This window comes from Kitasatospora sp. HPM-01-4 (genome assembly GCF_051374625.1).
GTDB lineage: Bacteria > Actinomycetota > Actinomycetes > Streptomycetales > Streptomycetaceae > Kitasatospora.
Genome location: NZ_JBPQGP010000005.1, coordinates 4567020 through 4588651, shown reverse-complemented (window position 1 = coordinate 4588651; position 21632 = coordinate 4567020). Strand labels below are relative to the sequence as shown.

Genomic DNA, 21632 nt, shown 5'->3' with positions numbered 1-21632 from the left:
GCCCCAGGTGTCGTGAGGCGTCAGTGCAGCATGCCCTCCTGAAGGATCGTCACCTGCTGGAACGCCCGCAGCGGGACGCCCTTCGGATTGGTCATCACGATCGAGGCGAACACCTCGCCGTCGAAGAACAGGACCTCCCGGCCGACCGGGTCCCCGGTGCTGCCGGTCTCCTTGGTCGCGAACAGCTTGGGCGTCATGTCCGAGCCCGCGTCGATCCGCCCGGGATCGCCCGTCAGCGCCGGTACGCCCTTGAGGTCGTTCAGACCGAGGTCGTGGTAGAACTCGCCGGCATCGGTGCCGGCGCCGAAGGAGAGCAGCCAGATCTCGGTACGGGTGCCGTCCGGCCCCGTCCAGACCCGCTTGGTCGCGGCACGGCAGGCGTTCTCGTCGAGCGCGGCGGCCGGCAGCGCCGGGGACTTGTAGCGATCCGTGAACTCCGAGCACTTCGCCCAGCCGGCGTCCGCGGGCGCGGGCGCGGACGCGGCAGCGCTCGCGGCAGCGCTGGCGCTCGCGGCGGCGCTGGCACTCGCGGTTGGTGAACTGCTCGCGGAGGGTGCGGAGTTGGCTGAGGACCCGGCGCTCGCCGGAGCGGGGGCGTCCGGGGGACCGGACACGTCCGACGCTCCCCTGGGGGCGGGCAGCAGCAGCCTGCGCAGGTCCGCGTAGTGGCGACGGTTGCCCTTGTCCGCGCCCGGCGCGGGCTTGCCGGACGGCAGCGGAGGCAGCGTCAGCGCCGGGAACACGTACCGCCCGTCGTTCGCGGTCCGCAGGCCGGGGATGTCGGTCCTGGCCTGCCCCGTGACCGCCACCCCCGTCGCGGTCCCCGAGAGCAGCAGCAGGAGCGCGGCGGCACCCCAGCGCAGTACGGTCGCACGGTGCGACTTCCGGGCGTCCTCGGCGGCGGCGGCCTTGGCAAAGAGGTCCCCGGGGCTCCCCACCGCCGCGGGTTCGGGTTCGGGCGCCACCGCGGGTTCGGGCGCCACCGCGGGCGCGGGCGTCGGCGACGGCGTCTCGGCAGCGGCGCCGGGCACCGCCGGCTCGACAGGCTGCTCGACCGGTGCGTCGGGTCGGGTGCTCTCGGTCATGCGGATGCTCCTGGCAGGGCGAGCCGGTCGAGTTGCCGGCGGAGGAGGGTCACGACCTTGTCCTTGGGCAGCGGCGCCACACCCTCCACCTGCGCCTCGACCCGGAGGTCACCCACGGCCGCCGAGCAGACCAGCGCGTCGAGCTTGTCGCCCGGTGGCGCGGACGGCAGGTAGCAGTGCGCCTCCTGGTGGCCGGGCACCTGCGGGCCCGCGCGGAACAGCCCGGAGTCCGACGCCATCGCGCCCACGAAGGCGTTGTCCGCCTTCACCGCGTCCTGGTGGTACTGGAGCAGCCAGACAGTGATCACGAAATCGCCGCCGCCGGCATCCGCGTAGCTGCGGACACCGCCGCCCTTCAGCGGCGCGTCCTGCCACACCTTGCGCACATCGTCCCGGAGTCCGCCCGGCAGGGACCTGATCTGGTCGTCGACCCACGCCTTGCGCTGGTCATCCGTCAGTTCGGTGTCGTTGCCGTACGCTCCGGCGTCCGGACCCAGCCGGTATCCGTCGGGCACGGGCAGCAGCAGGTCGCGCATCGAACCGAAGTGCGTGCCGTTGGACTGCGCACCGTAGGAAGACCCTGCCGAGGCGCTCGGCGCCGTGGTGGGCACGGCGGCCCGGGCGGCGGCCTCCGGCGCCGGATCGCCGTACCGGACCTTCAGGATGCCGACGCCGATCCCGACCCCGAGCAGCGCCGCTGCGACCACCGCCGCACCCGCGCGCAGGGCCGGTCCCGGCTTCGACTCGCCTTCCGGGGTGGGCTGCTGAGCCGTGATCTCCCGCACCGCGGTCTCGTCCGTACCGGTCATGCCGGTGGCCTCACTCATATCAGCCGCTTCCACTGCTGCTCGGCGATGTCCTTGAGCTCGTCGGTGGAGACCTGGCTCTGGGAGTAGATGCTGACCATCATCACGACGTCGCCGTGCCGTGCCGTCGCGCTCCCGTAGTAGTAGGTGGAGGTGCTGTCGGCGAAGTGGTTCGGCTCGGTCCGCGCCCGGTAGGTGCCGTGCAGCGTGCCGTCCAGCGTGCTACCGGACTCCCCCGCGGTCCAGGAGATCGCCGAGTCGGCGTGGTCCGCGTCGAACTGGATCAGCTCGACCCGGTAGTTGTTGCCCCCCTTGGTCCAGGCGACCATCGCGTCCCGGCGGAAGCCCTCGTGGACCAGGGTCCTGAACTCCGTGTCGGCGCGGCCGTACGAGCCGGCCTTCGAGCCGACGCTGAGCCAGCCGGACCCGTCGCCGTGACCGTAGTTGTCCCAGTCGTCCGCGCCGTCGGGCTTGCTGATCAGCAGCTTGCGCAGGTCGCCGTCGATCGGGAGCGGCTTCGGCGCGGCCTCGGCGGCGGCGGCCGGGTCCAGCGGGGTGGCGGGGTACTCCGGGGCCGCGATGTGCAGCGACGGCAGCGGCGTCGCGGGACGGCCGGCCTGGATCGAGTAACCGACACCGGCGCCCAGCAGCGGGCCCAGCAGCAGTGCACCGACCAGCAGCGGCACGGTACGGGGACGGCGCCCGGCCTTCGGCCCGGCGGCCGGTTCGGTGTCCGGTCCTGCGGCCGGCTCGGTGTCCGGACCAGCGGCCGGCTCGACCGCCGGTTCGACGGCCGGCTCGGGCGTGGACGCTCCGGACGAGACGGCGTCGTCGGACTCGACCGCCGGGTCCTGCGCCCGGCTCTGCTCCTGACGCGGTTCGGGAGACTCTTCGGTCCCGTGGGTGATCACGTTCTCTCCAGTGCGGCGGTTCGGCCGCGGTGTCGGAAGGGAGTCGGGGCAACCGGTGCCGCCGGGCGGCGGCGGCTGCTCAGCCACCGGCGGACAGCCGCTCGCGCTGCCGCTTCATCACGTCCATCAGCTGCGACTTGTCGGGTGTGCCCTTCACGGAGACGGTGACCTGGTACTCGATGTCGCCGGCGTAGCCGACCCCCACCAGGTTCCCGGTCCAGGCCTCCTGACGCGGTTTCAGCAGATACCCCTGGGCCGAGTCGTCGCCGTCGATGCCGAAGCTCTCGCCGTTCTTGAACGTCTCCGAACGCGCGAACTCCTGGGCCATGGCACGGGACTTGAAGCGCAGCAGGCGGACCTCGACCTCCTGCTTGCCGTCCGCCGTACGGTACCGGCGGGTGGCACCGTCGTCCTGGTAGCCGTACGAGTCCAGCACGGCGGGGATGTCGCCGGCGTTGCTGTACTCGGCGGCGATGTCCTTGACGCTCAACCCGGTTCCGTCGGTCGGGCCGTAGGGCTCGGCGCCGTCGGGGACCGGGAGCAGGAAGTAGCGGATGTCACCGCCGTGCGTGCTGCCGTTCACCGTGCCGTGCAGGGTGCTGCTCGGGGAGGGCACCGGCGCTGCGCTCGTACTCGGGGCGGCGCTCGGGCCCCGGCTCGCGCTCGGGGCGGCGGCCGTGACCGACGGTGCGGGACGGACGGCCGTTACGGCCGGGTGCGCCGTCGGCCTGCCCACGGCGACGGTGACCGCGGCGCTGGCCGCGGTCACGGCGAGCAGGCCTGCCGTCACCAGCGCGATGCTCGCGGCGCGCGGCAGCCCGCGCGCGGATACGGGCGCGGATACGGGCGCGGATACGGGCGCGGGCCCCGGCGGATCGGACGGCGGCCTGTCGGCCGGCACGGTGTCGGATGTGGACAAGGGATCCCCCCAGCATGAACGGATGACGCCGCGCGCGGTCCCCGGTCGAGCCACCCCCACCTGCTCCGCGCGGACCGGCCGCAACGCGTTCAGCCGAAATTATCAAGCCGTCCAGCACCCCAACGACACGTTGGATACCGACAGTCGGCGCATTGGCCGATCAATCGGACGCGTTCGTGATCGAACCGCAACGGGCCGCACCATGGCGACCCGCACCGCAGCAGGCCCGCACCACAGGGCGCGTACCGCGCGCCAGCCCTCGCATGCGTACCGCACGGCGCCGGGGTGCCACTCGGACACCCCGGCGCCGTACCCGCAGCCCGGGCTCAGCCCAGCTGCGCCAGACCCTCGGTGGCGATCTCCTCGAAGACCGTGAGGTCGCTCTCGAAGACCGAGTCCGGTACCGGCCAGTGGATGACCAGCTCGGTGATGCCGAGTTCGCGGTACGTCCCGGCCCAGTCCACGAAGGCGCCCACCGACTGCAGCGGCTTCTCCGCGGTCGACCCCTGCAGCAGCACCTTCTCCAACGTGGCCACGTCCCGGCCCCGCGCCTCGCAGGCCGCCGCCAGCTTGTCCAGCTGCGCCTTGATGACGCCGGGCGCCTGCTCAACCGGCACCTGCGCCGGGCCCTTCGGGTCGCCGTACGTCACCCAGCCCTGCCCGTGCTCCGCCGCGAGCCGCAGCCCGCGCGGGCCGGTGGCCGCCACGTAGAAGGGCACCCGGGGCCGCTGCACACAGCCCGGGATGTTCCGCACCTCCACCGCCGAGTAGAACGTGCCCTGATGCGTCGTGTCGTCCTGGGTCAGCAGCCGGTCCAGCAGCGGCAGGAACTCCCCGAACCGCTCCGCCCGCTCCTTGGGCGACCAGGCCTCCTGCCCCATCGCCGTGGCGTCGAACCCGAGCCCGCCCGCCCCGATCCCCACCGTCAACCGCCCGCCGGAGATGTCGTCGAGCGACATCAGCTCCTTCGCCAGCGTGACCGGATGCCGGAAGTTGGGCGAGGTCACCAGCGTGCCGAGCCGCATCCGCTCGGTCACCATCGCGGCCGCCGCCAGCGTCGGGACCGCCCCGAACCACGGCTTCTCACGGAAGCTCCGCCACGACAGGTGGTCATAGGTGTACGCGGCGTGGAACCCGAGCTCCTCGGCCCGCCGCCAGATCTTCTGTCCCTCGGCCCACTGGTGGATGGGAAGGATCACGGTACTCAAGCGCATGCCCCCGACCCTACGTCTCGGGAGGGCCGCCACTCGGCTGGCTGGGCAACCGGGGCCCTGCCCGGCACCGCTACTCGCGGACCACCGTCGCGGCGATTCCGATAATCAGCTTCTCGAACGCCTCGGGCATCTCCCCGAACGAGGAGACCCAGTCGGTGACGATGTAGATCCTCGCCGAGGTGTCGATGCCGAGGAAGTACCGCCCGCGGTCCAACTCACCGATCGGCACGATGGTCTCGCCGATCTCCTCGCTCCACTCGGAGAACCGCTCTTCCTCCCCGTCCGCCAGCCCCGGGTCCAGTTCGAACTGCGTGGGTGCGCGGGAGATCCCGGGCCCGTCGGGGTTCACGGTCAGGCCACCGAACTCGGAGAGGAAGTGTTCGGCCGCCTCATGCATGTGTAGGTTGGAGCCCTCGAACATCCGGCGCCAAGGCTCGATGCTGACGTTCCTACCGGGCTCCCAGCCGGCGGCCCGCAGGACACGCTCGACCTCGTCCGAGAACCTCGTCGGGGCACTCATGCCACTCACATCCCGTCATCGGTAATGAAGTCAAGATCGTAGTGGTCCTTGAGCGGTCGGCAGCTCTTGCACGGTCCGATCGGGTGGCGGTGCTTCGGGTGTTCCTTGTTGCTGCGGATGATCACAGCAGCCGCGGCGGATCCGGTGGGATCATCGCCGTTGTTCAAAGCATCCGTCAGCAGCGTCGGGAGCCCGCACTTGCCGTGGCCGTCCCCCGGAATCTGAACCGTGTCGAGAATGGCTTGTACGTCGGGATGCAGCACCGGAGCGGCGCCCTTGATGCTGGGACTCGTCGTGATCTTTCCATTGGGCAGCTTGAGGCCCTCGGCTGTTCCCGGGGTGTTCCGGTTCGGCCGCACCTTGCTCGACTCGTCCGCCTGCGCATGCACCGCGTCGAGGAGGTCGTCGTGCTGGTGCGGTGACAGGCCCAACGGATCGGACCAGGTGTGCGGGTTGTGGACGTAGGCGTAGGGATTTCCCGAGGCGGCCGGCCCCAGAGGATCGGGGCTGGTGTAGCGGGCCGTCTCCGGGTCGTAGTACCTGTTGACGTTGTAGTGGAGACGGGTCTCCGGGTCGAAGTACTGGCCCGGAAAGCGCAGGGGAGTGTTCGTGAGGCTCTCCGCCGGCCACGTGGTGTGTCCCCAGAGGGTCTTCGTGGCAGACCAGGCGATGCTGTCCGTGCTGGGGTCGATCAGTTCGGTCGGGGCGCCCACGAGGTCGGTGACGATGGCGAAGAACTTGCTGTCGATCCGGTCCTGCGCGTCACCGGCCGGATCTGGAATGGTGATCTTCTCGGTCTGGGCGAGGGGGTGGAACTCCTCGTGGTCCCAGCTGAGCGTGTACGGACCGGGCAAGTACGGCGCATATGTGGTCTGCTCGGCGAGCGTCGCCCCGTCCCAGCTGAACTCGACCCGCTCCTCGACCGCCGAACCGTCAGGACCCAGACGGTACTTGGCGATCCGCCGCCCGAACGGGTCGTAGAGGTAACGCCACCGGGCGCCATCAGGAGTGATGACCTGGGTGAGCCGACCCTCGGCGTCCCAGGTGTACCGCCAGTTGTGCGGCTTCCTCGACAGGCGGGCCCTCTGACGGAGGGTGACGCGCCCTGCGGCGTCGTACTCGTAGCGGACGCGGCCGGCGGACTGGAGCCGGGTTCCCTGGTACTGGCGTTCACCGACCGCGGCCCGCGCGCTGTTTGTCCCCGGCCAGTCCGCCTCGACGAGGTTGCCGTCCTGGTCGTAGCTGTACAACTCGGTCCAGTTGTCGGCCTGGACACCGGTGACCCGGCCTGCCCGGTCGAGTGCGAAGGTGCGCCTGCCAGTGCGGTGATCGTCGATCGCCACCAGGTTGCCGTCGTCACGGTAGGCGTAGCTCCGCTGCAGCAGGGCAGAGCCCTGAGGCTGGGAGACCGCACGTGCGCTCTGGCGGGCGAGGCGGCTGCGGGGGCCCCAGGTATTGGTCAGGACCAGGCTCTCGGTGTACATCCGTTGCTGCTCACGTCCGGCAGGGTCGTACGTGAAGTCGATGGTCCTGCCCGCGACGGTGAGTGTGGCGGTCCGCCCCGCCGTGTCGTACGCCCAGTTGCTGACGTGTCCCTGGGGTGTCGTTCGCCGCGTCGGGCGCCCCAGGACGTCCCGGTCGTACGCCAGTACACGTCCGTTGACCGATTCGCTGAGCAGGTTGCCCACCGCATCGAGCGTGCGTGTCACCGAGGCATCCGGGCCGTTCGCCTGGATCAGGTTCCCGGCAGGGTCGTACTCGTAGCCGACGACGCCGAATCCAGTGTCCTTGTGAGTGATGCGACCGAGCAGATCGTACGCGTAGCGAATCTGCTGGCCCATAGCGTTGGCGCGAGAGACGATCTGGCCGGCGGCGTCGAGCTCGTAGGTGACGCCGCGTCCGTCGAAGTCGTGCTCCGCGATCAGGCGCCCCGCCGCATCGTAGCTGTACTCCCACGTCTGACCTGCGGCATTGGTCGCGCCGGTCAGCTGCATGTTGGCGTCGTAGGTGAAGGCGTAACGAGCGCCGTCGGGGCCAGTGGCACTGGCCAGCGTCTCGAAGTGGGTGTACTCGAAGGTGCTGAGCCGACCGAGCGCATCGGTGTGCGACCGGAGGTTGCCCTCGCCGTCGTACTGCCAGCTCTCGACGGTCCCGTCGGGGGCCGTACGGGACTTCAGGTACCCCTCGACGGTCCAGGTCATCAGGGTCGTGTGGCCAAGTGGGTCGGTGACCGCGACGGAGCGCCCGAACGCGTCGTGCTCGAACCGGGTCGTCGCACCGGCCGGGTCCGTGACCTCCACGGGGAGCCCGGCCGAATTGCGGCGCACCTGTGTGGTGCCGCCCAACGCGTTCGACACGGACACCAGGTGGCCGAGGTCGTCGTAGCCGTACGACGTGGTGGCGCCGACGGGGTCGGTGAGCGAAGTTCGACGGCCGAACTCGTCGTAGGTGTTGATCCACAGCGCATTGCCGGGCTCTGTGACCTGGACGGGGAGACCCAGCGTGTCGCTGAGGACCGCAGTGCTTCGCCCGCCATCCGGGTCGGTGACGGATATCAGGTCGCCAGCGCCGTCGTATTCGTAGCGGGTGGTGCGACCGAGCGGGTCGGTCTCTGCCAGCAGGCGGTCGTACTCGTCGCGTTCGTAGTGGGTGGTGTGGCCGAGCGGGTCGGTGATGGCGGTGACTTGGGCGTGTTCGTTGACCGTGTAGGTGGTGGTGTGGCCCAGGGCGTTGGTCTCGGTGTGGAGTTTGAGGCCGGTGTCGGGGTCGGGGGTGCCGTAGGTGAAGTGGAAGCGCAGGGTGCCGTCGGCGCCGCCCTCGTCGATGACGCGGTCGAACTGGTCGTACTGGTAGAGGTATTGGGAGTCGTTGCGGTCGATCCAGGACAGGATCCGCCCCGATGCGTCGTTGATGAAGCGCATCGGCTTGCCGGAGGAGTTGTAGACGCTGCTCAGATGCCCGTCGGTGTAGCCGTAGCGCATCAGGAGGGCGTCGTGGCCGCCCTCGGCGCCGCCGGCGAGGCGTAAAGCTGTGATGCGGCCTGCGTCGACGGTGACCAGAAGCCGGTAGCCACCGGAGTGGGTGATGCTGAGCGGGGTGCCGTCGTCGTCGTAGGCAAGGGTGTAGCGGCGGCCGTGGCGGTCCCGCACCTGGGTGAGGAGGGCTTCCTCGGCACCAGGCTGGAGGGCGAACTCGCGGACGACACCAGTGGAGGGATCCTTGAGGGCGTAGTCGCCATTGTCGGTGAGAGCGAGTTCCCAGCGGGCACCGGCACTGGCGTAGACCGGGTCACCCGGCTCGGGGTGGGGGTATGCCTGGGTGATGCGGTCGGCACGGATGTGGACAATGCCCTCGTCGTCGATCTCCAGTCGCTCGTCGAAGGTGCACACCCACCTCGGCCCCATCCAGCGGCCCGCCGCATAGCCGGACTCGAAGTTACGCGTGAACACCAGCGGGAGGGAGCCGGGCAGGGAGACATCGACCTGGTCGATGTACATCCGCCCCGTCGCCATGTCGACGGGCTCGCCGCCGCCGCAGCGGGAGTCGAGCCGCCGTCCCTCGATACGCGGACTACGAACCTGCTCACGGCCACGGCCCTTGGGGTGTGGGCCGCCGCGATGCCTGCCACCACCGCCCGACGAGCGCGGATGCGGCACATCCTTCTTGCCGCCCTCCATGAGTTTCCTGAGATCGGCGACGTGCTTCTCCTCGACCTCGCGGACGTTATTGGCGACCTTCTTCAGGTTCTGGCCCGCCGAGTGGTACAGGTCCTTGACGGCCTTGCCAGCGTCCTTGGCGAGCGTGGCGCCGATCTTCTCCGCCGCGTGTTCAAGCGCCTTGACGATCTGGTTGCTCACTCGAAGCTCACCCCTGCGAGCTTGGACTGGAACGTTTCCGCATGCCCGGCGATCGTCTCGGCGTGCCGCTGCATGGTCGCCGCATGCTGCTCGACCATGTCCGGGTGGATCCGGAAACCCGCCCCCGCCGCCCCGCCCCCGGAGACCCCGAGGGCGGACTCCGCAGCCTGGAACACCAGCCCGCTCACCGCGTTCCCCACGACCTCCACCAGCGGATTCACCGCGGCCTCGATCACCTGGCCCATGATGTACTGCTCCAGCTGCTGCTCAAGGTAGTTGACCAGCTTCTTGGCACCCTCCTCGATCAGGACCAGCGCCGCCTCCGCCGCACCGAACGTCGACACCGCCGCCGCCTGGTCCGCGACGAACGCGGCAGCCATCACGACGAGTTCGCCTATCGCCTCGACCTTCATCCCGACGATCACGTCCGCCGCCGCGTCCAGCGCGGTCGCCACCACATGGCACGCCTGCACCAGTTCCTGCATGTGACTGCCCGACAGCTGGCCCCACTTGGCGATCAACGCCTCGTACGACGCCCCCCTGATACGCCTCACCCAACTGCTGGATCGTGTTCGTGGAATCCTGGTGGGCGTTCTGGATGTTGTCCGCGAACTCCCGTACGTGCGAAGCGAACTCACGGACCTTGTCCTCGTTCACCTGAGGCCAGTTCACCCCGATGAACTGCAGGAACGACACCACCTCACCCGGCAGATCGATCGCCACAGTGCCCCCTCCCCCTCTGATGGCGCACACGCGTTCCAGCCGACCGTAGCCCAGGACGCCGCACCACGGGTGCGGTTCCAGGGATTGCGCGCCCGGACCGCTGCCGCCCTAAGCGGGCAGGCATCTCAGCCGCTGCGGCAGACGTCGGCGCAGGTCAGCATGCGATAGGTGAACGAGGCTTGACCGAGGTCACCAGCGTGCCGAGCCGCATCCGCTCGGTCACCATCGCGGCCCGGGATACCTGATGACCAGTCAGGGTCGGTTCAGGGTCCGGTCAGGGCGATCACCCGTTCCGTGGGGGCGGGGCGGCGGGACAGGCTTGGGGGCAGGAACCGCGGTGGGCGGTGTCGAGGGATTGTGGAGTCTTCGGTGGACAAGCTCGTACGGCGTGTTTCGGCTCTGGGGCTGGCCTGTGCGGCGGCGGTCGGCACCACGGCCGTGGTCGGGGGACAGGCGATGGCGAGTGAGCGGGGCCCGGCGCGGGCCGGGCAGCAGCAGACGCTGGACGTCGCGGCGCTGCAGGCGGCGATCCAGCCCCGGCCGGGGGAGGGAGCGGCGGGGGCCATCGCGCGGGTGGTCAAGGACGGCCAGGTGTGGCAGGGGTCGTCCGGGGACACGGTGACCGGGCGGAGCGTCCCGGCCAACGCGCACTTCCACATCGGCAGCATCTCCAAGACCTTCGAGACCGTCGTGGTCCTGCAGCTGGCCGCCGAGGGGAAGATCGATCTGGACCAGACCGTCCAGCACTACATGCCGGGCCTGCTGCCGCAGGACACGTTCCAGCCGGTCACCGTGCGCGAGCTGCTCGACATGACCAGCGGCCTGCCGGACGTCGACCAGGGCGCGCCGGCCCTCCCGGCGGACGAGCTGATCGCCGAGCGGGCCGAGTACCGCACCTTCGACCAGGTCATCCAGGACACCCTGCACCCGCTCGGCCGCCCGGCGCCCGGCCCCAACTTCGCGCCCGGTACCGCGCAGCAGTACAACTCGCTGGGCTTCCGGATCGCCGGGAAGCTGATCGAGCAGATCACCGGCAACTCGTTCAAGGAGGAGGTCACCGAGCGGATCATCAAGCCGCTGCACCTCTCGCAGACCTCGGTGCCCGGGGACAGCACCCGGATGCCCCGGCCGTATCTGCACGGCTACCTGACCGACAGCGCGGGCGTGCCGGTCGACGTCAGCGAGCAGGGCGGCAACCCGTCCAACATGATCTCCACCCCGCTCGACCTGGACCACTTCATCACCGCGCTGTTCCAGGGCCGGCTGCTGCCCGCCGCCCAGCTGGACGAGATGTTCCGGCTGCCCGAGGGCGCCGACGGCAAGACGCTCAAGTACTTCGACGACTCCAACTGCACCGACGGCAACGGCAATCCGGGTACCGCCTGCTTCGGCGCCGGGCTGATGGCCACCCCGCTGCCGGACGGCACCACGCTCTGGGGCAAGACGGGCCACGACCTCGGCTACGCCAACGGCATGTTCGCCACCCGCGACCTGTCCATGAAGGGCGTCTTCTCGGTCTCCACCACCGACCTGAACAACGGCCGTGCGACCGCGATCTCCGGCCGCCTGCTGATGGCCGCCCTCAAGCCGGCCGGGCACTGATCGCGCGTTCGGCCACCGGCCGTCAGATCCCGGAGTGTGCACGAGGTGTGAGTGCGAGGTGAGCGCGGGCGGGCTGGGTGGGCGGGTGCCGGGGAAGGTGGATAGCCTGTCTGGCCGTCAGCTCGGCCCGGAACCGCCGCGTCGCAACTATGGGGGAAACCTTCGTGATGGACTCTCGCAGACTGATCACTGCCGCCGTGCTCACCGTCGCCGCCCTCGGGCTGGTCGGGTGCGATCCCAACGACCCCTCGGGCAACGGCTCGGGCGGTTCCTCGGCGGCCGCCGCGGCGCCGCAGGCGTCCGCCCCGGCCGCGGGTGCGGCGCAGCCCGCACCCGCCGGCGCCTCCTCGAAGGCTCCCACCGTGGATCCCGGCGGGGACCCCGGTGAGAACTGCGCCACGCCCAAGCTCCCGGCCGGTCACAAGATCGTCCAGCCGGTGGCGCAGCCCAAGCAGGACACCATGCTCGCCAAGGCGACCACGTTCGCCTGCGACCCCAACGACGGCCACTGGGAGGCGACCGGCAGTGCGGCCAGGTACCTCTTCGCGCCGCACGCCAAGGCCGAGCTGACCAACGGCGCGGCCGGCTACACCTCGGTCGCGGTCGGTGAGCTGTGGAACCACATCGGCGACTGCCTGGACGGCGGCCAGAACGTGAAGCCGCCGCAGACCTGCTCCTCCCACCCGGTCTACGACATCACGCAGGGTGCCGACGGGAAGATCACCGAGATCAAGGAGATCTGGCACTCCTGACCCCTCGGGCCCGCCCCACCGGACGCCGGACCGGTGGGGCGGGCCCGTCGTCCCCGGGCGGAACCGCCCGGGGACGGGGCTACGGCGGACGGGTGAGCGAAGATGGAGCGGTGACCACCAACCCCGTACGCCCCCGCCTGATCGCCACCGACCTCGACGGCACCCTGCTCTGCCCGAGCGGGAACGTCTCCGAACGGACGGCCGCCGCGCTGACGGCGGCCGAGCGGGCGGGCGTGCAGGTGGTGTTCGTGACCGGACGGCCCCCGCGCTGGATGCAGCAGATCAGCCCGCACATCGGCGGCCACGGGGTGGCGATCTGCTCCAACGGCGGAGCGGTCTTCGACGTCCGGCGGGGCGAGATGGTGGAGGTCTTCCCGCTGAGCCCGCCGGACGCGCTGACCGTGATCACGGCGCTGCGCGAGGCGCTGCCGGGCACCGCGTTCGCCTTCGAGCACCTGGACGGCTTCGCCCGCGAGCCCGAGTACGAGCTCAGGATGTGGGGTGACGACGACGCCCAGCCGGTCGCCCGGGCCGAGGAGCTGCTGACCCAGGACGGCCCGGTGCGCGGGCTGTACAAGGTGCTCGCCAAGCACTCCGACCTCGACCCGGATACCTTCCTGACCCAGGCCCGCCAGGCCGCCGGGCACCTCGCCGAGATCACCCGCTCGGCACCGGTCGCCCTGCTGGAGATCAGCGCGCCCGGCGTCACCAAGGCCAGCACGCTGGCGAGTTGGTGCCGCGAGCAGGGGATCGACCGCTCCGAGGTGGTGGCCTTCGGCGACATGCCGAACGACCTGGAGATGCTGGCCTGGGCCGGGACCTCGTACGCCGTCGCCAACGCCCATCCCGAGGTACTGGCGGCGGTCGCGCAGCACACCGTCAGCAATGAGCACGACGGGGTGGCGGTGGCGATCGAGGAGCTCCTCAGGCGGGCGTAGGGCGCCTTGGACCGACCGGCAACAGGGCCCGCCCGTCAGAGCCTCGCGGACCAGCGGACCCGGGCGCCCTCGCCGTCGGGCCCCGGCTCGTGCCAGGCGGCGCCGCCGAGGTTCTCGGCGCGCCGGGCGAGGTTCCTCAGTCCGCTGCGCCGCCCGCCGTGCGGGATGCCGACGCCGTCGTCGGTGACGGTGAGCAGTACACCCGGCCGGCCGGCCCGTTCCAGCGACTCGGGGTCGCCGGAGACCGGGTGGCCCCCGGCGTCGAGGTGGACGGTGGCGTCGATCTCCACGCCGACCCGGGAGGCCCGGGCGTGCCGGGCCGTGTTGGAGAGCATCTCCCGCAGTGCGGCGAGGAGTTGGCGTCCGGTCTGCTCCCCGACCAGGCTCTCCACCGGCCCGGTGAAGACCACCGAGGGTTTGAAGCCGAGGGCGGCGGCGGCCTGGCTGCCCTCGCGCAGGACCCGTGTCCTGAGGTTGTCGGGTTCGTCCCCGTGGTCGTCGTGCTGGAGGGCGTAGATGGTGGTGCGGACCTCCTGGATGGTGGCGTCGAGCTCGTCCACCGCCTTTCCGATGCCGGTCTTCACCTCGGGGACGATCGCGCGCCGGGCCGCGCCCTCCAGCATCATGCCGGTGGCGAACAGCCGCTGGATCACCAGGTCGTGGAGGTCGCGGGCGATCCGGTCGCGGTCCTGGAAGACGGCCAGGCGCTGCTGGTCGCGCTGGCCCTCGGCCAGCCGCAGGGCCAGCGCGGACTGCGAGGCGAAGGTCTGGGCGAGCTGCTTCTCCGTCTCGGTGAACGGGGGCGCGCCGACGCTGCGCCAGACGCAGAGGCCGCCGAGGACCCGTCCGGCCGCGATCATCGGAACGGCCATCGAGGCACCGAAGTTGCGGGCCAGCCGGATCTCCACATCGGGGTCGGTGGACATGTCGTCCAGGTAGACGCCCTCACCGGCCAGCAGCCGGGAGGCGAAGCTGCCCTCCGGCAGCAGCTCGCCCCGGACGTACTCGGCCGCCTCGCCGGAGGCGTGGGCCACCCGCATCTGGCCGTCGCCGGTGGGCAGCAGGATCATGCCGAGTGCGCCGTCCGCCAGTTCGCGCACCTGCTCGGCGGCGACGGTGAGGGCGACCTCGGCCTCGTCGGTGGAGAGCAGCGCGGTGGAGACGGCGGCGGCACCGGCGATCCAGCGCTCGCGGCGGCGGCCCTCCTCGTAGAGGCGGGCGTTCTCGATGGCGACCCCGGCGGCGGCGGCGAGGGCGTTCAGCACCTGGGCGTCCTCGGGGGTGAAGACGCCACTGCCGCTCTGCTTCTCGGTCAGGTAGAGGTTGCCGAAGACCTCGTCCCTGACCCGGATCGGCTCGCCGAGGAAGGAGGTCATCGGCGGGTGGCGCGGCGGGAAGCCGACCGAGCGCGGGTCGGTGGCGAGGTCGGCCAGCCGCAGCGGTTCGGGACGTTCGATCAGGGCTCCCAGGATGCCGCGTCCGGTGGGGAGTTGGCCGATCGTGTCGGCGGTGTCGTCGTCGATCCCGATGTGGATGAAGTCGGAGAGCCCGTCGCCGTGCGGGGAGATCACGCCGAGCGCCACGTACTTGGCGTCGACCAGTTCGGCCGCTGCGGCGGCGATCCGGTGGAGGGTGGCGTGCAGGTCGAGTCCGGCACCGACGGAGACCACGGCCTCCAGCAGCCGCTGCATCCGGTCGGTGACGGCGGCCGCGGACTGGAGGCGTTCGGCGACCTCGGTGACCAGGGTGTCCAGGCCGAGTGAGGCGATCTCGGGCACCCGGGGCGGGGCCTGGTCGGAGGCCGGCGGCCCGGCGGGGTCCGGAGTGGAGTACCCCGGGACGGGACGCTCCGGAACGGAACGGCCCGGCTGGGGACGGTCCGACTGGGGGCGCTCCGGTCTGCTCTCCATGCTGAGAGCCTAGTTTGTCCGGGTTTGATTAGGCCGTTCAGGCGGCGAGCAGCGTGTCGGCGTTTGACCGGGCCGCTCAGGCGGCCAGCAGCGTGTCGGCCCGCCGCTCGCGCCGGTGGAGCTCGCCGAGCAGGCTGTCCGGGTCGTCGGCGAGCTCACCGAAGCGGCCACGCTCCACGATCCGGCCGCCGTCCAGGACGATCACCTCGTCCACCGTGCGGTCGTCCAGCCCGGCCAGCCGGTGGGTGATCAGCAGGGTGGTCCGGCCCTCGGTGGCGGCGAGCAGGTCGGCGGTGAGGGCGTCGGCGGTGGGCAGGTCCAGGTGCTCGGCCGGCTCGTCCAGGATCAGTACGGGGAAGTCGGCGAGCAGCGCGCGGGCGAGCGCCAGGCGCTGGCGCTGGCCGCCGGAGAGCCGGGCGCCGTGCTCGCCCACCATGGTGTCCAGGCCCTCGGGGAGGCCGTCCACCCAGTCCAGCAGGCGGGCGGCGGCGAGGGCGGCCCGGAGCTGCTCCTCGGTGGCGTCGGTCCTGGCGAGGCGGAGGTTCTCGCGCAGCGAGCTGTCGAAGACGTGGGCGTCCTGGGCGCAGAGGCCCATGGTGCGGCGGACGTCGTCCGAGTCGAGCGTACGGGTGTCCACAGGCTGTGGACGGCCGCCGAGGGTGACGGAGCCCGAGCGCTGGTCGAGGAAGCGGAGCAGCACCTGGGCGAGGGTGGTCTTGCCGGAGCCGGACGGGCCGACCACGGCGATCCGGCGGCCCGGGGTGAGGTCGAGGTCGATACCGTGCAGCGCGTCCTCGGCCTGGCCCGGCCAGCGGGCGGTCAGGCCGCGGACGGTGACCGGGAACGGGTCGGCGGGCGGGACGGCCGGTGCGGCCGGCTCGGCGACCGGCGGCTCGGCCGCCAGCACCTCGGTGAGCCGGGCCGTCGCGGCCCGGCTGCGCTCACGGAACCGGACGGCGGTGGACATGCCCGCCACCGCCTCGAAGGCGGCGAGCGGGGTGAGCACCACCAGCGCCAGGCACACCCCCGGAAGCGTGCCGGTGCTGACCCCGTGGACCCCGGCGGCCGCGCTCGCGGCCACGGTCAGCCCGGTGACCAGGGCGGTCAGCCCCGCCGAGATGCCGCCGACGGCGGCGGAGCGGGCCGCGAGGGCGGTCAGCCGGCGGTCGGTGGTGCGGGTGGCCGCGAGACGGGCGGGGAGCGCCCCCGCGACGGCCAGCTCGGCGGTGCCGGTGAGGGTGTCGACCACCGATACCGCCAACTCGCCCCGGGCGGGCGACTGTTGGCGCTCGCTACGGCCCGAGAGGCGAATCGCGAGGGCGGGGACGACGGCCCCCGCGAGCAGCAGGCCGAGGGCCAGCAGGGCACCCGCGAGCGGGAGGAAGGCGGCCAGGGCGGCGGCGGAGCCGAGTGAGACCAGCAGCGCCACCGCGGCGGGCAGGCGCCAGCGCAGGTGGTGGTCCTGGACCGCGTCCACGTCGGAGACCAGGCGGGAGAGCAGGTCGCCGCGGCGGAACGCGGGCAGGGCGGCCGGGGCGAGCCGTTCGAGCCGGCGGTAGACGGCGGCGCGGACACCGCCGAGGGCCCCCAGCACGGCGTCGTGGGAGACCAGGCGCTCGGCGTAGCGGAAGACGCTGCGGCCGATGCCGAAGGCCCGGACGGAGGTCACGGCCATCATCAGGTACAGCACCGGGGGCATCTCGGAGGCGTACGAGATCAGCCAGCCGGAGGTGGCCATCAGGGCCACGGCGCAGCCCAGGGCGAGGGAGCCCAGGAGGACGGCCGGCGCCAGTCGGGGCCCCGCGGGCGCTTCCGGCGGGACTGCCGAAGCCTCACGGGCGGGTGGCTCGCTCTCGCGGGCGGGTGGCTCGCTCTCACGGGCGGAGGTCTCGCTCTCACCGGCGGGGAGCGCACCCGTGGAGCCCCGGGGAACCGTACGGGGCGGAAGGCCGCCGTCGTGCACCGGCTCCGGAGCGGTGAGGTGGTGGCGGTGGTCGGCGGTGGCGAGCAGCGCCGGGCGGTGGGCGACCAGGAGGACGGTGCGGCCACGCAGGGCGCGGACCGCCTCGACGATGGCGGCCTCGCTGGCGCCGTCCAGGTTGGCGGTGGGTTCGTCCAGCAGCACCAGGGGGCGGTCGGTGAGCAGGGCACGGGCGAGCGCGATGCGCTGGCGCTGGCCGGCCGAGAGGCCGGCCCCGCCCTCGCCGAGGACGGTGTCCGGGGCGGCGAAGTCGCCGGCGTGGGCGGCGGCGAGGGCGGCGCGGACCTGGTCGTCGGTGGCGTCGGGGCGGGCGAGCCGGACGTTCTCGGCGATGGTCCCGGCGAACAGGTGGGGGTGCTGCGGCACCCAGGCGATCTGGCCGCGCCAGCTCTCCGGGTCGAGGTCGGCGAGGTCCCGCCCGTCGACCAGGATCCGGCCCGAGTCGGGCCGGGTGAAGCCGAGCAGGACGGAGAGCAGGGTGCTCTTGCCCGCGCCGCTCGGGCCGGTGAGCGCGGTGGTGCTCCCCGGCCGGAGGGTCAGCGAGAGGCCGGACAGCGCGGGGGTGCTCCGGCCGGGGTGGGTGACGCCGACCCCCTCGACCGAGATCACCGCACCGGCCAGCGGCGGCGCGGGGATCGCTCCCCGGGCGGGCAGCGGGGTCTCCAGTACCTCGAAGATCTGGCCGGCGGCGGTGAGCCCCTCGACGCTGGAGTGGTAGAGCGCGCCGACCTGCCGGATCGGGAAGTACACCTCGGGCGCCAGGATCAGGACCAGCAGCCCGGTCTCCAGGCCGAGGCTGCCGTCCACCAGCCGGAAGCCGATCGAGACGGCGACCAGGGCGACCGACAGGGTGGAGAGCAGTTCCAGGGCGAAGGAGGAGATGAAGGCGATCCGCAGGGTCTTCAGCGTCGCCTTGCGGTAGTCGTCGGTGATCCTGGCGATGGTGCGGGCCTGGGCCTTGGCCCGGTTGAAGACCTTGAGGGTGGGAAGGCCCTCGACCACGTCCAGGAAGTGGTGCGAGAGCCGGGAGAGCGAGGCCCACTGCCGGTCCATCCGGGACTGGGTGGCCCAGCCGATCAGCACCATGAAGAGCGGGATGAGCGGCAGGGTGCCCGCGATGATCGCGGCGGAGGTCCAGTCGGCGCCGAGGATCCGGGCCAGCACCACCGCCGGGACGACCACGGCGAGGGCCAGCTGCGGCAGGTAGCGGGCGAAGTAGTCGTCCAGGGCGTCGATTCCCCGGGTGGCCAGCGTGGTGAGCTCACCGGTCCGGCGGCCGGCGAGGTAGGCGGGGCCGAGGGCGGTGGCGTGGTCGAGCAGCCGCTGCCGCAGGGTGGACTTCACCGTGGCGACCGAGCGGTGTGCGGTCAGCTCGGTCAGCCAGGCGACCACCGCCCGGCCGACCGCGGTGGCGACCAGCCAGAGCAGCGGGGTGGTGAGGTCGTGGGAGTGCCGCTGGAAGGCCCGGACCACGATCTCGGCGATCAGCGAGGCCTGGGCCACCACCAGCGCCGCGCCCACCCCGCCGAGGACCACCGATCCGGCGAGGAAGGCGCGGGTGGTGCGGGCGTACCTGAGGAGCCGGGGGTCCACGGGCTTCATGGTCGGCTCCTTCGGTACGTACGCGGACGGGTCAGTGGCCGGCGGTGTGGGCGGCCGGGATGTGCTGGACGCCGATCCGCTTGCGGAACACCCAGTACGTCCAGGCCTGGTAGAGCAGCACCAGCGGGGTGAACACCGCCGCGATGACGGTCATCAGCTTGAGGGTGTAGGGCGAGGAGGCGGCGTTCTCGACCGTCAGCGACCAACTGCCGTTCAGCGTCGAGGGCATGACGTCCGGGAAGAGCGACAGGAAGAGCATCGCGACCGCCGCCACGATGGTCAGCCCCGAGAAGGTGAACGCCCACCCCTCGCGGCCCAGTTGGTTGGCCGCCAGCGAGGCGACGAGTGCCAGCACCGCGACGAGAAGCGCGGCCAGGCTCCAGCCGGTGCCCTGGTGGACCTGGGTCCAGACCAGGAAGCCCAGCGCCAGCACGGCGGTGGCCAGCCCCAGCCGCAGGGCCATCGCCCTGGACCGGTCGCGGATCTCGCCGACCGTCTTGAGCGAGGCGAACACCGCGCCGTGGAAGGTGAACAGCACCAGGGTGACCAGCCCGCCGAGCAGCGCGTACGGGTTGAGCAGGTCGAGGACGCCGCCCACGTAGTTCTTGTGCGCGTCGATCGCCACGCCGTGCACGATGTTGGCGAAGGCCACGCCCCACAGGAAGGCGGGCAGCAGGGAGGTCCAGAAGATGGCGTGCTCCCAGTTGCGCTGCCAGCGCTCGTCACTGCGCTTGGCCCGGTACTCGAAGGCCACGCCCCGGATGATCAGGCAGACCAGGATCACCAGCAGCGGCAGGTAGAAGCCGCTGAACAGGGTGGCGTACCAGTCGGGGAAGGCCGCGAAGGTGGCACCGCCGGCGGTGAGCAGCCAGACCTCGTTGCCGTCCCAGACCGGGCCGATGGTGTTGATCAGGACCCGGCGTTCGGCGGTGTTCCTGGCGAGCAGCTTGGTGAGCACGCCGATGCCGAAGTCGAAGCCTTCGAGGAAGAAGTAGCCGATCCACAGGACCGCGATGAGGACGAACCAGACGTCGTGGAGTTGCATGTCACTGTCCCTCGGTGATCAGGGTCTCAGTAGGCGAAGGCAAGGGGCTTGTCGGCGTCCTCGTCCGAGGACGGGCCACGGAGCGTCGGGTCCTTGGCGGGCGGCTGTTCCGAGGTGACCGGACCGGCCGAGGCGTACTTGACGAGCAGCCGCACCTCGATCACCGCGAGCACGGCGTAGAGCAGGGTGAAGGTGGTCAGCGCGCCGACCTGGGTGGCGACGCCGACGTTGGGCGAGACGGCGTCGGCGGTGGTCATCAGGCCGAAGACGGCCCAGGGCTGGCGGCCCATCTCGGTGAAGACCCAGCCGAAACTGTTGGCGATCAGCGGGAAGCCCATGGTCCAGATGCCGATCCGCCAGCTCCACTTGGTGAGGAACGGGCCCATCTCGCGGGTCCGTGTGAGCATCAGCCGGGGCACCTCGTCCTCGGCGGTGTGGAACTCGGGGGCGAGCATGAATCTTCTCCGGGTGGTCCAGAGCCCGACCAGGCCGGCCACGAAGGAGGTCATCCCGAAGCCGATCATGAGGCGGAAGCCCCAGTACGTCACGAAGACGTTCGGGATGTAGTCGGTGGGCTTGCCGCCGTACTTGGCCGCCTCGGCGGCGGCGGTGTCGTTGATGCCGGGGACGGCCGAGCTGAAGTCGCTCTTGGCCAGGAAGGAGAGCGCCGCCGGGACCTCCAGCGCCACCGAGTTGTGGCCCTTGGTGACGTCGCCGACCGCGAAGACCGAGAACGGGGCGGGCGACTGGGTGTCCCAGAGCGCCTCGGCGGCGGCCATCTTCATCGGCTGCTGCTCGAACATCACCTTGGCCAGGCTGTCACCGCTGATCGCGGTGCCGAGACCCGCCACCACGGCCATGGCCAGGCCGACACGCAGCGAGGTCCGCATGGTGGCGACCTTCTTGCGGTCGGCCTCCGTGCGGACCTCTCCCGACGCGGCGGCCCTTCTGGCCCGGACCAGGTGGAACGAGGCGATGCCGACCATGAAGGCGGCGCCGGTCAGGAAGGCGGCGGTGAGGGTGTGGAAGACCACGACCAGGGTGGTGTCCTGGAACAGCACCTTGGTGATGTCGGTCAGCCGCGCCTTGCCGGTGGCCTTGTCGATCGCGTAGCCGACCGGGTGCTGCATCCAGGAGTTGGCGGCCAGGATGAAGTACGCGGAGAGCACGGTGCCGATCGACACCATCCAGATGCAGGCGCAGTGGATCTTCTTCGGCAGCTTGTCCCAGCCGAAGATCCACAGGCCGATGAAGGTGGACTCGAAGAAGAAGGCGATCAGCGCCTCCATCGCGAGCGGTGCGCCGAAGACGTCACCGACGAAGCGCGAGTAGTCCGACCAGTTCATGCCGAACTGGAACTCCTGCACGATCCCGGTCACCACGCCCATGGCGATGTTGATCAGGAAGAGCTTTCCCCAGAACTTGGTGGCATGGAAGTACTTCTCCTTGCCGGTCCGCACCCAGGCGGTCTCCAGGCCCGCCACGGTGGCGGCGAGGCTGATCGTCAGTGGCACGAACAGGAAGTGGTAGACGGTGGTGACCCCGAACTGCCATCTCGCTATGGTCTCGTGGGCGACTGCAAGTTCCACGGCGCCTCTCTCTGGTCGCTCCCCGCATTTCGGACAAACGACTCCCCCGGGGGGAGAGCGTGATCAATCGACACAAGCTTGTCCGCTTGTGAACGTGAACACGTTCACAAGGGCAGTATCCACCATGCTTACGACAGTGCGGACGGCGGGGTGGGGGTCGGACGGTTCAACCGGATGA

The 21632-nt window shown here is 71.2% G+C and carries 15 protein-coding genes; 3 read left to right on the top strand and 12 right to left on the bottom strand.

What is annotated here, in order from left to right; translation table 11 throughout:
• Window positions 1-20: 20 nt before the first annotated feature.
• The 8 genes from ACSMTC_RS19970 to ACSMTC_RS19935 form a co-directional block, all read right to left on the bottom strand.
• A complete protein-coding gene (locus ACSMTC_RS19970) occupies window positions 21-1085 on the bottom strand; it encodes a hypothetical protein (protein ID WP_436561067.1) in 1065 nt (354 codons plus the stop codon).
• Window positions 1082-1912: a hypothetical protein gene (locus ACSMTC_RS19965; RefSeq protein WP_436561066.1), complete on the bottom strand. Its 831-nt coding sequence runs from the start codon at window positions 1910-1912 to the stop codon at window positions 1082-1084. The genes ACSMTC_RS19970 and ACSMTC_RS19965 overlap by 4 nt, the downstream gene beginning before the upstream one ends.
• A complete protein-coding gene (locus tag ACSMTC_RS19960; RefSeq protein ID WP_436561065.1) occupies window positions 1909-2802 on the bottom strand; it encodes a hypothetical protein in 894 nt (297 codons plus the stop codon). The genes ACSMTC_RS19965 and ACSMTC_RS19960 overlap by 4 nt, the downstream gene beginning before the upstream one ends.
• 79 nt (window positions 2803-2881) lie before the next feature.
• Complete coding sequence (locus ACSMTC_RS19955; RefSeq protein ID WP_436561064.1) at window positions 2882-3592, bottom strand: hypothetical protein; 711 nt, start codon at window positions 3590-3592, stop codon at window positions 2882-2884.
• Window positions 3593-4047: 455 nt separating this feature from the next.
• Window positions 4048-4935, bottom strand: coding sequence for an LLM class flavin-dependent oxidoreductase (locus ACSMTC_RS19950; protein WP_436561063.1), 888 nt, complete (start codon window positions 4933-4935; stop codon window positions 4048-4050).
• 70 nt (window positions 4936-5005) lie between these two features.
• Complete coding sequence (locus ACSMTC_RS19945) at window positions 5006-5455, bottom strand: SUKH-3 domain-containing protein (RefSeq protein WP_436561062.1); 450 nt, start codon at window positions 5453-5455, stop codon at window positions 5006-5008.
• Window positions 5456-5460: 5 nt separating this feature from the next.
• Entirely contained in the window at window positions 5461-9312 is a 3852-nt protein-coding gene (locus ACSMTC_RS19940; protein ID WP_436561061.1) for an RHS repeat-associated core domain-containing protein, read from the bottom strand.
• Window positions 9309-9866 (bottom strand): hypothetical protein, encoded by a 558-nt coding sequence (locus ACSMTC_RS19935; RefSeq protein ID WP_436561060.1) that lies wholly within the window; start codon window positions 9864-9866, stop codon window positions 9309-9311. Before ACSMTC_RS19935 ends, ACSMTC_RS19940 begins: the two co-directional genes overlap by 4 nt.
• Before the next feature lie 538 nt (window positions 9867-10404).
• Between ACSMTC_RS19935 and ACSMTC_RS19930 the strand changes: the two genes are divergently transcribed.
• From ACSMTC_RS19930 to ACSMTC_RS19920, 3 genes are all read left to right on the top strand, one after another.
• The gene (locus ACSMTC_RS19930; RefSeq protein ID WP_436561059.1) at window positions 10405-11637 is read left to right on the top strand and encodes a serine hydrolase domain-containing protein; all 1233 of its coding nucleotides are present in this window, start codon (window positions 10405-10407) and stop codon (window positions 11635-11637) included.
• A gap of 167 nt (window positions 11638-11804) precedes the next feature.
• Window positions 11805-12389: a hypothetical protein gene (locus ACSMTC_RS19925; protein ID WP_436561058.1), complete on the top strand. Its 585-nt coding sequence runs from the start codon at window positions 11805-11807 to the stop codon at window positions 12387-12389.
• Window positions 12390-12499: 110 nt separating this feature from the next.
• Window positions 12500-13327, top strand: coding sequence for an HAD family hydrolase (locus tag ACSMTC_RS19920; protein WP_436561057.1), 828 nt, complete (start codon window positions 12500-12502; stop codon window positions 13325-13327).
• A gap of 35 nt (window positions 13328-13362) precedes the next feature.
• Here the strand turns inward: ACSMTC_RS19920 and ACSMTC_RS19915 are convergent, their stop codons facing one another.
• From ACSMTC_RS19915 to ACSMTC_RS19900, 4 genes are all read right to left on the bottom strand, one after another.
• Window positions 13363-15237, bottom strand: coding sequence for a GAF domain-containing sensor histidine kinase (locus ACSMTC_RS19915; protein ID WP_436561056.1), 1875 nt, complete (start codon window positions 15235-15237; stop codon window positions 13363-13365).
• 76 nt (window positions 15238-15313) lie between these two features.
• On the bottom strand, window positions 15314-18820 hold the full coding sequence (gene cydD / locus ACSMTC_RS19910; protein WP_436561055.1) for a thiol reductant ABC exporter subunit CydD: 3507 nt from the start codon (window positions 18818-18820) through the stop codon (window positions 15314-15316).
• A gap of 31 nt (window positions 18821-18851) precedes the next feature.
• Complete coding sequence (gene cydB / locus ACSMTC_RS19905; RefSeq protein WP_436561054.1) at window positions 18852-19865, bottom strand: cytochrome d ubiquinol oxidase subunit II; 1014 nt, start codon at window positions 19863-19865, stop codon at window positions 18852-18854.
• Between the two features lie 26 nt (window positions 19866-19891).
• A complete protein-coding gene (locus ACSMTC_RS19900) occupies window positions 19892-21454 on the bottom strand; it encodes a cytochrome ubiquinol oxidase subunit I (RefSeq protein WP_436561053.1) in 1563 nt (520 codons plus the stop codon).
• Window positions 21455-21632: the final 178 nt, after the last annotated feature.